This is a genomic window from Vibrio sp. CyArs1 (assembly GCF_022432925.1).
Taxonomy (GTDB): Bacteria; Pseudomonadota; Gammaproteobacteria; order Enterobacterales; family Vibrionaceae; genus Vibrio; species Vibrio mediterranei.
In genome coordinates this window covers 646,701-658,715 of the sequence record NZ_JAKRBO010000002.1, presented here as the reverse complement: position 1 = coordinate 658,715, position 12,015 = coordinate 646,701, and the positions used below count along the sequence as shown (strand labels likewise).

11 protein-coding genes are annotated in these 12,015 nt (G+C 41.5%); 5 read left to right on the top strand and 6 right to left on the bottom strand.

Annotation, left to right across the window (positions count from 1 at the left end; all coding sequences use genetic code 11):
• Positions 1 to 51: 51 nt before the first annotated feature.
• From MMA19_RS09685 to MMA19_RS09675, 3 genes are all read right to left on the bottom strand, one after another.
• Positions 52 to 1,302, bottom strand: coding sequence for an aromatic amino acid transport family protein (locus tag MMA19_RS09685; RefSeq protein WP_006073709.1), 1,251 nt, complete (start codon positions 1,300 to 1,302; stop codon positions 52 to 54).
• A 227-nt stretch (positions 1,303 to 1,529) separates the two neighbouring features.
• Positions 1,530 to 2,123 (bottom strand): CoA pyrophosphatase, encoded by a 594-nt coding sequence (locus MMA19_RS09680; RefSeq protein WP_240206087.1) that lies wholly within the window; start codon positions 2,121 to 2,123, stop codon positions 1,530 to 1,532.
• An 18-nt stretch (positions 2,124 to 2,141) separates the two neighbouring features.
• Positions 2,142 to 2,477, bottom strand: coding sequence for an Hpt domain-containing protein (locus MMA19_RS09675; protein WP_006073707.1), 336 nt, complete (start codon positions 2,475 to 2,477; stop codon positions 2,142 to 2,144).
• A gap of 309 nt (positions 2,478 to 2,786) precedes the next feature.
• Between MMA19_RS09675 and MMA19_RS09670 the strand changes: the two genes are divergently transcribed.
• Complete coding sequence (locus MMA19_RS09670; protein ID WP_006073703.1) at positions 2,787 to 3,656, top strand: sigma-70 family RNA polymerase sigma factor; 870 nt, start codon at positions 2,787 to 2,789, stop codon at positions 3,654 to 3,656.
• 14 nt (positions 3,657 to 3,670) lie between these two features.
• Here the strand turns inward: MMA19_RS09670 and MMA19_RS09665 are convergent, their stop codons facing one another.
• Both MMA19_RS09665 and MMA19_RS09660 read right to left on the bottom strand, forming a co-directional pair.
• Positions 3,671 to 4,051 (bottom strand): hypothetical protein, encoded by a 381-nt coding sequence (locus MMA19_RS09665; protein WP_006073701.1) that lies wholly within the window; start codon positions 4,049 to 4,051, stop codon positions 3,671 to 3,673.
• 102 nt (positions 4,052 to 4,153) lie between these two features.
• Complete coding sequence (locus MMA19_RS09660) at positions 4,154 to 4,513, bottom strand: hypothetical protein (protein ID WP_006073699.1); 360 nt, start codon at positions 4,511 to 4,513, stop codon at positions 4,154 to 4,156.
• A 159-nt stretch (positions 4,514 to 4,672) separates the two neighbouring features.
• Here MMA19_RS09660 and MMA19_RS09655 point away from each other — a divergent pair, with 159 nt between their 5' ends.
• The 4 genes from MMA19_RS09655 to MMA19_RS09640 all read left to right on the top strand — a co-directional run bounded on the left by MMA19_RS09655 (position 4,673) and on the right by MMA19_RS09640 (position 10,516).
• Positions 4,673 to 6,646 carry an EAL domain-containing protein gene (locus MMA19_RS09655; RefSeq protein ID WP_006073697.1) on the top strand — a complete coding sequence of 658 codons (1,974 nt, stop codon included), beginning with the start codon at positions 4,673 to 4,675 and terminating at the stop codon, positions 6,644 to 6,646.
• A gap of 26 nt (positions 6,647 to 6,672) precedes the next feature.
• A complete protein-coding gene (locus MMA19_RS09650) occupies positions 6,673 to 8,106 on the top strand; it encodes a hypothetical protein (RefSeq protein WP_198557991.1) in 1,434 nt (477 codons plus the stop codon).
• Between the two features lie 156 nt (positions 8,107 to 8,262).
• Positions 8,263 to 8,802 carry a heme NO-binding domain-containing protein gene (locus MMA19_RS09645; protein WP_006073693.1) on the top strand — a complete coding sequence of 180 codons (540 nt, stop codon included), beginning with the start codon at positions 8,263 to 8,265 and terminating at the stop codon, positions 8,800 to 8,802.
• A gap of 7 nt (positions 8,803 to 8,809) precedes the next feature.
• Positions 8,810 to 10,516: an ATP-binding protein gene (locus MMA19_RS09640; RefSeq protein ID WP_198557990.1), complete on the top strand. Its 1,707-nt coding sequence runs from the start codon at positions 8,810 to 8,812 to the stop codon at positions 10,514 to 10,516.
• On the opposite strand, the gene pabB is transcribed toward MMA19_RS09640, so the two are convergent.
• Complete coding sequence (gene pabB / locus MMA19_RS09635) at positions 10,517 to 11,887, bottom strand: aminodeoxychorismate synthase component I (RefSeq protein ID WP_240206086.1); 1,371 nt, start codon at positions 11,885 to 11,887, stop codon at positions 10,517 to 10,519.
• Positions 11,888 to 12,015 lie beyond the last annotated feature (128 nt).

The following is a 12,015-nucleotide window of genomic DNA, read 5'->3' as shown; positions in this document are numbered from 1 at the left end:
GGCTTATATTATCGTTATTGTTTAACCGAGATGTTCAACTGACGAAGTCAATTAAAAAGCGCCGTAGATTACAGAAGTAATCGCTGCAATACCACAGATTGCTGTAAAGATTTGTACAGGTGCTGAAGTTCGGAACTTAGCCATAGCCGGTACTTTCTTCATTGCATATACAGGCATTAGGAATAGGATTGCCGCAATCATTGGCGCACCCATTGTTTCAATCATGCCTAGGATGCTTGGGTTGATGATAGAAACAATCCAAGTAGTAATAACGATGAATAGTAGAGATGCTTTCTCGATCTTAGAAACTGGTGCTTTAGAACGAGACTTACCTAGACCTACAAGACCTTCGTGTGCACCTAGGAAGTGACCAAAGTAGCTCGAAGTGATTGCGGCGAACGCAACAACAGGGCCAAGGATAGAAATCAGTGGAGATTCGTGAACGTTAGCTAAGTAAGAAAGAACAGAGATGTTTTGCTCTTGTGCAATCGCTAGTTGCTCTGGAGATAGAGATAGAACAACAGAGAATACGAAGAACATTACAAAGCCCATTAGCATCATCGCTGCACCGCCAGTGATCATGTCAGTCTTCTTAACCGCATCTTCACCGTATACACGACGCTGTTCTTTAGAGAACTGGCTAATAATTGGGCTGTGGTTGAAAGAGAAAACAATGATTGGAATCGCTAGCCAGATAACTGCTGGCATTGAACCCCAGTCAGGGCTAACGCTCATCATTGAAGTATTCCAATCTGGGATTAGGTATACAGATAGAGCAAGTAGGATGAATACTAGTGGGTAAACCATCGCGGAAGTCGCTTTCAGCATAAGCTCTTTCCCGAATACTACACCACAAGTCATCGCTGCAATCAGACAGCCTGAAAGCAACCAGCGTGGGATAGATTCCATACCCATTTGGTTCACTAGGAATGAATCAACTGTGTTTGTGATACCTACACCGTAGATTAGAACGATTGGATAGATAGCGAAGAAGTATGCAAAAGTGATGAGGTTCGCACCAGTTTTACCAAAGTGTTCTTCTACTGTGTCGGTAATATCCGCTTCTGGGTTCTTAGCAGAAAGAACGAAGCGAGCTAAGCTTTTGTGTGCAAACCAAGTCATTGGTGCTGCAATTAGGGCTAGGATAACTAATGGCCAAAAGCCGCCAGCACCTGCTTTAATTGGAAGGAAAAGTACACCAGCACCAACCGCCGTACCGAATAGAGAAAGAGCCCAGGTGAAATCCTTATAGGTCCACTTAGACGAAGAACGGCTCGTTGCCGTAGTAGTTGTGGTAGTCATAGTTTGTTACTCATTTTGGGAACAGGAAATAAGTCGGGGGCATTTTGCATGCTTTTCTCACGTGAAAATTAGATCTAGGTCATGATTTGTAGCGGGATATTGATACTAATGATGGATTCGTTATTTGGGTCACGTTTTTTACGTGCCAGAGATTAGATTGACTATTGCGATGCATTAGTAAAACTAATGAAAAATAACGCAATCGATTGGCTGGTGTTGGAGGTCTGTTAACTAAGTTGCAGCTGTGCTTGTAAACTTTCAATAATTTGTGCGGTCACGCCCCAAATGAAGTGCTCTTTATATGGAATAGAGAGAACGCGGTGTGGTTTTCCACGTACAGTAAATTGCAATGCTGACATGTTTTCTGGATGAGCGAGAAACTCAAGTGGTACCTCAAATAGAAAGTCCACTTCATTAGCATCTATCGAAGGGCGGTAATTACTATCCACAAATGCAAGAACAGGTGTAACGTTAAATTGGGTAACGGTGACCAGACGAGGAAGATGGCCAATGACGGATACTTCATCATAGCGTAAGCCTATTTCCTCTTCAGCCTCGCGAAGAGCAGTGAAGGTTGCGTCTAGGTCATCTTCTTCAACTTTTCCTCCAGGAAAACTAATTTGTCCCGGATGATGCTTCAAATGGCTTGCGCGTTTCGTCAATATGACATGCAGACACTGATTTCTTTCAACTAAACCAATAAGAACGCTTGCTTCCCTGAGCGCTGATTTATCAAGATGTTCCGTCCTTGATTTAGAACCATCATGATAGTCTGCTAACTGATGTAACTGGAATCGTTCTAAAAATTCGTGCTTAGTCATTGGTGCCTTACTGTTTAGTTACACGGCGGAAGCGAGATATTCATTGATTTGTCCCTTGATAACATCGAGCTCTTGAACAACAAACTGAATATCTTCGCTGTTAGGAGCGTCACTGTTTCTGGTTGAACCTTCTATAGCTTCGAGTTTTTCGACGGCCTTAGTCTCACCAAAGCTGGCTAGTATGCCTTTTAATGAATGGGCGGTAATAAATAGCTCACTCCAGTTTTGTTCGTTGAACAAGGCTTGGATTTTTTCCGCACCATCCTCGTGTTCTTCCATAAATGCCATGAATACCGCAGCGATGATATCGTCGTCATTATCCATGTAGCCGCGCAATACCTCAAAATCTATCATTGTAGCGTCCCTGTTGTTGTAAAGAGTGAATAAGTAGTGTTCCTAAGTAGATTACCTACCAACTTCAGATAGTTACAAAAATAGTATAGTTCATAGAAAATTAAAATCTGTAGAAACACACGATCTAAACTTGAACGACCATGAAACTAAATTTCTAATACTTTTATACTATTTTTAAGAGAATTTAGCTTATTCGATAGGACTAAATTTTGATGCATAGCATAAACGCGTCTATGCTTATTCGTGCGACTTAGATCACACCAATAATAATTAATTGGCTAGGAGTAGCGCCATACAAAGGAGCTAATGATGAGCACAAGGACAGAAAGGCTTAACAAACAGTACGAAGAGCGTGGTACAGATTTCTATTCAAAGTATATCCATGACGTCGTGGGTATCGACTTGCTATCGCCCGAGCAAGAGTATCATTATGCGACGTTAGCACGCCGGGGTGATAAGGCTGCTCGAGACGTATTAATCGAATCTAACTTACGATTGGTAGTAAAAATCGCCAGAAATTATACGAAGAGAGGGTTGAGTAATCACACGATTCTTGACCTCATCGAAGAAGGGAATTTGGGACTTATTAAAGCGATTGACAAATTCGAACCAGAAAAAGGTTTTCGCTTTAGCACTTACGCAGTTTGGTGGATTCGTGAAAGCATCGAGTCTTCACTAATGAACACGGGACGAACCGTTCGCCTGCCAGTTCATGTTATTAAAGAAATAAACCGATTATCGAAGCAAACTAACGAGATTATTGCTGATCTTCAACGCCCGCCATCTGTTAAGGAAATCGCTGAAAAAACCGCTAAATCTCAAGCTCAAATCAGTGATTTGATCCACATGAGTGGCTTTATTGAGTCGAGTTCATCTGTTGATACTATTGATAAAGAATTTCAAAGTTTAGAAACTTGTAAGTCAGAGGCTATCCCAGAGCCATACGATATATGTCACAACGAGAAGTTATCGCAGAGTCTAGAAAGTGTGGTCTTGTCTCTTCCAGAAAAATACCGTGACATTGTGATTCATCGTTTTGGTTTGTTTGGCAAAGAAGTGCTAACACTGGACAATCTGGGAGAAATGTTTGGGCTATCGAAAGAGCGAGTACGTCAGCTTCAACAGGAAGGGATCAGCAAGTTGCAAAACAAACTTAAATTTGACGGTTGGATCAACTAACCAGGCGAAGTGAGTTAGTGAACTTTTAAGACGTTTTCTACTTGTTCCAGCAGAAGCATTAATCGATCTTTTGAGCTCGATGGCTTCATAGCTGTCATAAGACGTTTGAACGCGGCTCTGTAAACTCGGTTTTTGATAACCAGTAACAGAGTCGCTTCTAATTTCCGTAATCGTGTTGCACTGTCCTCAGCGTCAATCGAAAGTTCGTCAATTTTGTTGGATGAACTCAGTTTGTGTTTTTCAAAACAGGGTACATACCCTGATAAATACCACGCTTCAACCATCTCTCTAACTTCAATTTCCTCAAGTGGAACCTCATTCTCAGTAAAAGTCACTTGATCAGGAAGCGATTGATTATATTCCGTGTCGAATATGTCATTTACATATTTATACATACGTATCTACGGTAGCAGTATGGCTAACGTCCGCTATCTATTGATAATATTAAATATAAGCTAACAGGATGAAAATTAAAAGTAATTGTATTAGTTGCATATCTATTCGTGTGACTCTAATCCAATATGCTTTGTTAGCAAATATTCCAAATATGCTTTCTCGATAGATCCGCGTCGCCATATTGTTGCGACACGCTTTGCAGCAAAATAGTAGGCTTTGTGTTTTAGCAGAGTATTCAAAGTACAGCTAAGCCGTGAGAAGTTATCTGCATGTGTCCAGAAATCCATTTTGATATCTGCAGCGGTTTGAAAAGGAGATAGCCCTGTTTCCATCCAGCAACGTAAAATCTCTCTTATTTCAAGTTCTTCTTCCGGAATATCACCGCTAACGAGGTTAACTCTAAGGGGAGGTGATATTCGATATCGTTCATCGTATACGTCATCTACATACACATACCGCATGACTCGCTCCTTGCTCCTAAATCTAGTCAACAAGCTAGGAGGGAATCTGAAGTATTCAACTTTAAATTCTCAGCTAAGGTTAACTTGATTTCATATTCCTATTGCCTAGTTTACTTCTGTACACGTTGTTGGCAGATAACTATAAGAAGTGAGAGGCGAATGCTTTCTACCACACATGACGAAAATAAAACATTTTGGTCGGAAGATCTCTCGGAGATTACGTCGGTAATTTCCAAAGGCGAGTTCTGGCGTAATGTGCTGTGTTGCGAGGATAAGTTAATCACAGTTCAACCTCCGTCGATTGATTATGTTAACCAAATATTGCTGTTGATCCGTGATGTTCAGTTTAACGGTCTACCTGCAGCTGTGCCCATTGCACTTGAAACAACAACCGAAGATCTGTTTATTGTTAAGTTCGAAATCTATTTGATTTTGGACAACAAAGTGAAAGGTAGTGTTGAACTACTGTCACAATCACAGGCTCAGATTAGTGTGTTCTCAATGATTGAACATCTGCTTGATGATCCACATCGTGGTGTTTTAGTGACTAATCATGAACATAATGTGTTATTCACCAACAACCGCTTGTGCTACGAACATAATGTATCGCCCATTAGTGTGTTGGGTAGAAACATTTCTGACATACAATTGCTCCAAAGTGATAGTAGTCATATGGAAGTGTTTAAAAGTATGATTTCTCAGGCTTCACGTTGGCAGGGCGCTGTTATCACGAGAGCTCGCGATTCCCATGCTCGTCTTGAGACGATCAGTGTGAAAAAGATCGAGTTGTCAGACGGCAAGCATATCTTTGTGTACATTTTTTTTGGCGATAATTTTACAGAGAAGAGCACGGATAAATCAGCGCATATCAATTTTAAGCAGGAGACAGCGCAGGATGAAGCCTCTTTTAGAAAAAGTGCCAGTGAGTTATCCAAAAAGAACGGAAAATATATTGTTATCAGCTTCAAGCCGCACTTTTATAGCGAGTTAGAAAAAGAGTCACGTGGCAAAGTCCTTGCTGCACTAAAGTCATCACATGACAAATCCAGCTTTGGGTATTTGGGGCGCAACACGTTCATCGCACTTGTCAAAATTCGACAAAGTGACGTCGAAGATCTGGCGACTATCAATCTATGCATCAAGCAGTTTTTCAAAGGCATGAGAAAATACCTCGATGACCATTTGGTTAATGATATAGCCGACGGTCAGGTTGGTGTTGCACTTCATGGATTCAATGGCTGTGGCATTGATGAAGTTATCTCTCAGTCGGTACAAGCTATGTTCGTTCATGACTCAAGCGGCAGTAGCGTCAATTTTTACGATGAAAAGCTAGTTCAAGGCAATATACGCAGAAAGCGCTTAGAACAGCTTTTGATAGATGCGATACGCAATAAAGCTATCGACGTCAACTTCCAACCAATTGTCGATACGCATACGGGGGAAATAGTAAAGCTTGAGGCGCTTTGCCGATTCCGTTTTCAAGATATGTCGTACACGGTTCAAGAAATGATCCACCTAGCTGAAGAACTCAAACTCATTTCTGCACTGGATCTAATGGTTGCTGAAAGAGCCATTGAGGAGTTTGTTAGCATAAACTCAGGTGTTTCTAAAAAACTATCTTTGTCACTTAATTGCTCAATTGCTGAATCGGGCCAACCTTCGATTCACCTCTTGGATTTATTCGAACTTATTAAACGGTCTCCAGTCGACAATGATGCGGTGACAATTGAAATAACAGAAACGGCCTATTTCGAAAATAATGTGAACAATGCCAACCTGTTAGAGAAAATTCGCTCTGCTGGTATTAAGATTGCGGTTGATGATTTTGGTACCGGTAGTTCGTCCTTTTCTTATTTTAACGACTTCCATTTTGATGAGCTGAAAATCGATCGTAAGTTCATTACCAATATCAATGAGGTTAAACAGAAATATTTTGCCGTAAATATGCTTCGGCAGCTTTCTCACGACTTGAATATTAAAGTCGTCGCTGAAGGGGTAGAGAAAGTCTCTGAGTTGGAAACGCTAAAGTCTATTGATGTCGATTATATCCAAGGCTATTTCTTTTATCGTCCATTGTCCTCTAGTCAGGTTCGTGAAGTTCTTAAGTATGCTTCTGACGCTAAGCGACATTGATTTTATTCAGACGGGTAGAGTATGTGATGAGTGTAGATAGCTATCGACATCAAATCGTTGAATTTCAGTCTGGCTTACTCGTGTTTTCGAGAGATTACCTAATAACTCATATTGAAAAACTCAACGGAATAACACCGGAGCAAGTTCTTTGTGACAGTGGTGTAGGTATCTTTAGAGACTATGGAAATGGTGTCTATGCTTACTTACCGAACAAAGAGTTTGGAGGAACACTGGAGCTCCGCTGCTTGATCGAAGGTGTGCCATTGCGAGTGCAATGTAATCTTCTATCGGTGCCTCACATCGTGGTTCCCGAACAATTTCAATTAGCGCAATCCAAGAGCAGTCCAATTGGTTATTCAGTCCTTTCGGACGGAACCATAGCTATCAGCCGAAGTGCTCTTGTCAAATTTGTGAATAAGAGCGCGGGTCATTCAGATGCATCGATACAAGGAAGTGAGTTCCAAGTTAGGTCAGTAATGACTGCCACAGCAAATTATCAAAGTAAACTGACGAAAGAGTTTTGTTTTATTTCTCCACCGTATACACATTCCAACAATAGTTTTCAGCCCCTGTCTTGTGAATTGTTAGTTGAGGCGCTCAATCTTCACAGCGAGCAGAGTTTGGACTTAGTTCTGCGTTTTGATTTTACTTTGTTGAAGGACCTAATAGTAAAGACAGAGAACGGTATGTGTTCACGAAAAGCACTTGAACAAAAAGATCTTGTTGGTTCTCCTACACAGTTTGCAAGTCCGATAGTGTATGTTGATGCTGTTTACTCATTTTCAAATCAGAGCTTTTTACGTCGTTTGCCGAATGGTTCTTTCAGTCAACCCAAAACTGAGTCGGAAGGATATATTTACTTATTGTCTGATGCGGTTGACTACATTGCCACTGGAATTTTCATGCCACATATGCAAGCGGCACCGATTCAGACCAGCCTTAAAGCGTCGAACAAGTGGTGTGATATCGAAGTAAATAAAAAAGATCTTATTTCCAACTCGGTGAGCCGGCAGTGTGCAAAATCTATTCACCAATTAGCGTTCGAGCATTCTGATTTAGTTCAAGTAAAATCAGAAAGCGAGGGTGACCTAACCTTGTCGTCTGTTAATCGTAGCAAAGGACTCGGAAAACTCTCTTTGTCAGGTGATGATGGAGAAAGTAGTGAAGGCTATTTAACTTTCGATCTGGTCTTTATGCCTAACTTGATTTTCGATAACTGTATTCAAACTAAAAGCGGCAACTATTGGGAAGTTTCGACTCGCGAGATTAAAGCACTGCTGAGCCGAAGAGTTCGCAAGCGTATCGCACATATTGATGTTAATTGCAGTGATGGGTTAGTGACTGCCAACAACATTAATACATTTACGTTATGGTCTGTGAACTGCCAAGCACAAACACAACTGAACTTAACCTTGAGTTTTGATGATGGAACATTGGGCTTTTCATCAATAACCATTTAACTAGGTTATTGATTGTGAACACGTATTAACTTGGATTTAGTGTGAATATTGTTCTAGAACTTAACTAAGAGGATTAATTATTCATCGAGCCTACCAATGATTAGGTTCAATATCGAAAAGAGAGTACCTCAACTCTCAATCTTGGGGAGATTGGCTATGAAAGGAATCATTTTTACCGAGTTTATGGAGCTCGTTGAAGAAAAGTTCGGCTTAGAAGTATTGGACGAAGTTCTTGAAATGTCAGGGGATGAAGGTATCTATACAGCTGTTGGGAGTTACGATCATAGAGACCTTGTGAAGCTAATTGTTAACCTTAGTAAGAAAACCGATATTGCGCCTGATACATTGCAGCAAGTGTTTGGTCAGACCGTGTTTAAAGCACTACTGGCATCTATTCCGGACAGTGCCAGTATTGGCCAAAGCACATCTACATTTCAGTTCATTCGCCACGTAGAAGATTACATTCATGTTGAGGTGAAAAAACTCTACGCGGATGCAGAACCTCCTAAATTTCATTTCATTAGTGAGACAGAAACAGAAATGGTCATGGACTATCAGAGCGCTCGCTGTATGTCTAACGTATGCTTGGGGTTAATAGAAGGGTGCGCAACCCACTTTGGGGAAACCGTAGATGTCAAAATGAGTCCTCAAACAGAAGACGGAAGCGTGGTCAGGTTTAGCTTATCTTTAGTGTGAATTGACTATGACGAGTAGTGCGGCGATTGAAAGGAAACTCAAGCGTGAAATAGCGGCCAGAAAGGCGGCTGAGAGTTTACTCGAAGCTAAAAGCTTAGAATTGTTTAATGCCAATCAACAATTAGAAGTGGCTCTAAAACAAGTAGAGCAGCGCTCAGAGGCTAGCTTTAAACGGCTGGAGTTTCAGCAGCATATTGAGCGAATTCTAATTCAGTTTGGAAGAACCTTTTTACGTAGCAACCTTGATGATGTACTACTTGCGGATTTAGTCAAACAATTAACGGATGCTGCTGAGGGCATCTCTTATAGTATTGAGTTGACTGAAAACCTTATACCTACCCTTAAACATAATCTTTTCAACTCAACTAAGGTAATAAATGAAGCCAGCACGTCTCCGGCCTTACAAGCTTCTATACCAATTCAAGTCGAACAGAAAAACGTTGGGAAATTGGAGGTTAACCTTGTTGGTGAAGATTTTGACTTGGCCTTTATTGAAAGCCAAATGTCATTAGTTTGTGAACTGTTGTCGAGCTCCATAACACGCCAGTTAATCAACTTAAGACTTGTTAAATCGAAAGAGCGCGCAGAAGCGTCGGAACGTTCGACTCGTGAGTTTCTGGCAATGATCAATCATGAATTGAGGACTCCTTTAAATGGATTACTAGGGAGCGTTGAGTTGTTGGCAGATACTGATCTGAAAGGTGCTCAACAAGAGCTTCACAGTAATTTAAGTCAATCTGGTCAACTACTTAGGTCGATTATTAATGACCTCTTGGATTTCAGTAAGATTGATGCAGGAATGTTAGAGTTAATCGAATCAACATTCAAATGGACCAACCTTCAATCAACGTTGTGCAGTATTTTTGAGCACAAAGCGGCGGAGAAGCAAATTGGATTTACAATTTGCGCTGACGGCTTCTCTAACAAGAACTTCAAAGGCGATTTAGAACGTATCACACAAATTTTCGTCAACCTTATTGGTAATGCAATTAAATTCACCGATGAAGGAAGTGTTAAAGTTACGCTAACCTCGCAGGAAGGTGGGATTGGCTTTTCAGTAACAGACACGGGAATTGGTATCAGTCAGACGGCTCAGAAGAAACTGTTTCAACCGTTTATTCAAGCAGACAGGTCTAGTTCACGTAACTACGAGGGAACAGGGCTCGGATTAGCCATCTGTAAAAGACTTGTCGAGCTAATGGGTGGCTCAATTTCGTTAACCAGTGAGTTAGGGCAGGGTACAACGTTTTATGGTTTTTTACCGTTGCAGGTTGAAGATGTTGACGATAACGAACGGATAAAACAGAACCTTGATACTGTGGTACAGGATTTTTCTGCCCTTAAGATTCTGGTCGTTGACGATATCAAAATGAATCAGGTCGTGATTACCAAAATGCTGAGCAAAGTCGGTATCACACCTGATCTTGCTGTTAATGGCCTTGAAGCGGTTGAACATGCGACCAATCAGCAATACGACATCATATTTATGGATTGTAGAATGCCAGTGATGGATGGATTTGAAGCAACGAAACGACTACGAGACGCAAGTTACGCCAAACCCATCGTGGCGCTAACCGCAGGCACAACACGAGAAGAACGACAAACTTGTTATGATGTGGGTATGGACGACATCCTATCCAAACCTTATACCGCAAAAGACTTGACCCTCACACTCTCTAAATGGGGGCCAAGCTCTGGTTTAGATGCGCTCTGACTAGAGGTTGCCAAGGGTTGGCAAAATTCTACCTAATTTATCGAAGGTTTCTTGATACTCTGCATCACATTCGCTATCGGCGACGATACCGCCACCGGCCCAAGCATAGATTTTACCTTGTTTTGCGATGAGTGTTCGAATGGTAATGCTGGTGTCCATAACGCCATGAGCACTGATGTAGCCAATGCTACCGCAATATACACTGCGAGTGTGAGGTTCTAGTTCCTCAATGATTTCCATGGCTCGTATTTTAGGTGCGCCAGTTATTGAACCTCCGGGGAAACAAGCTCTAAGAAGGTCTGTAGCGCAGTATTCTGGAGCTAACTCGCCAGTTACCGTGCTTACCAAGTGATGAACTGCAGGGAAGCTTTCGATATCAAAAAGCTTAGGCACTTTAACACTGCCTGGAGTTGCTACTCGTCCGATATCATTGCGGAGCAAATCCACAATCATCAAATTTTCTGCCTGATCTTTGGTCGCTGCTTTTAGCTCTTCTGCGTACGCTTTATCTTGTTCCACATCGACTGATCTTGGTCGAGTACCTTTAATTGGTTTGGTTTCAATACAGTTTTGATGAAGCTGTAAGAAACGCTCAGGGGAAACACTGATTATCGCGCTATCGTTGGTTCGGATAAAGGCACTAAACGGTGCTTGATTCTGGTTGTCCAATAGATTAAATGCCTGCCACTCACTACCAGTATATTGAGCTTGATGTCGTTGCGCTAAGTTAATCTGATAGCAGTCTCCTGCAGAGAGATAGTCTTGCACCGAAAGAAATTTGTCTTGGTATTGTTGTTTGGTCATGTTGGACTGCCAATTCGACACCAACGTAAACGGATCTTCTTGAGGGGAGACCTTACGTTCTAACCATTGCTTATGAAATTCAGGGTTGTTACCTACGATGGCAGCTCGCTGTTCTTGATGGTCAACGACTAATGCCCAATCATAAATACCGATAGACATATCGGCGGCTTGGATGTCGTTTTCTGCTTTTATTGGCAAACGTTCCACTCTGCGTCCTAGATCGTATGCGAAGTAACCAACCGCACCTCCAATGAATGGCCAGTTGGTAGAATCTTTCCTGAAACCAACTAAGTTCTCTATCAAATCATTAACGATGGCAAATGGATCTTGGTCACTTTCTGACACTTCGTCTCCAACTATAACTTTGGTGATAGCACCAAACGTTTCGACAGTTGCGACTGGTTGAGAGACCAAAATATCAAATCGGCTGTTCTCATGACTGGCGTCTGACGATTTCAGTAGCATCGACCAAGGAAGTTGCTCAATCTCAGCAAACTTGTCTCGGGCTAGGTCTTGGTAATAAGGAAGGTCAACGAATTGAATAGATAGTCTTTCTTTTGTGTTCATTTGCTTAAATTGTGACAGAAACGTTGTCGCACTCATGGCGCATAGTGGAAAGCAAGAGTATCATATTTTCACAATAAAAAGTCGGACAATTATCCCTGAAAATACTGCGGGTTAAGGCGTGGTACAGG

Coding starts and splice junctions, on each gene's coding strand:
- MMA19_RS09650 (WP_198557991.1), top strand. CDS start 6,673: ATGAGTGTAGATAGCTATCGACATCAAATCGTTGAATTTCAGTCTGGC.
- MMA19_RS09685 (WP_006073709.1), bottom strand. CDS start 1,302: ATGACTACCACAACTACTACGGCAACGAGCCGTTCTTCGTCTAAGTGG.
- MMA19_RS09680 (WP_240206087.1), bottom strand. CDS start 2,123: ATGACTAAGCACGAATTTTTAGAACGATTCCAGTTACATCAGTTAGCA.
- MMA19_RS09660 (WP_006073699.1), bottom strand. CDS start 4,513: ATGCGGTATGTGTATGTAGATGACGTATACGATGAACGATATCGAATA.
- MMA19_RS09675 (WP_006073707.1), bottom strand. CDS start 2,477: ATGATAGATTTTGAGGTATTGCGCGGCTACATGGATAATGACGACGAT.
- MMA19_RS09645 (WP_006073693.1), top strand. CDS start 8,263: ATGAAAGGAATCATTTTTACCGAGTTTATGGAGCTCGTTGAAGAAAAG.
- pabB (WP_240206086.1), bottom strand. CDS start 11,887: ATGAACACAAAAGAAAGACTATCTATTCAATTCGTTGACCTTCCTTAT.
- MMA19_RS09670 (WP_006073703.1), top strand. CDS start 2,787: ATGAGCACAAGGACAGAAAGGCTTAACAAACAGTACGAAGAGCGTGGT.
- MMA19_RS09655 (WP_006073697.1), top strand. CDS start 4,673: ATGCTTTCTACCACACATGACGAAAATAAAACATTTTGGTCGGAAGAT.
- MMA19_RS09665 (WP_006073701.1), bottom strand. CDS start 4,051: ATGTATAAATATGTAAATGACATATTCGACACGGAATATAATCAATCG.
- MMA19_RS09640 (WP_198557990.1), top strand. CDS start 8,810: ATGACGAGTAGTGCGGCGATTGAAAGGAAACTCAAGCGTGAAATAGCG.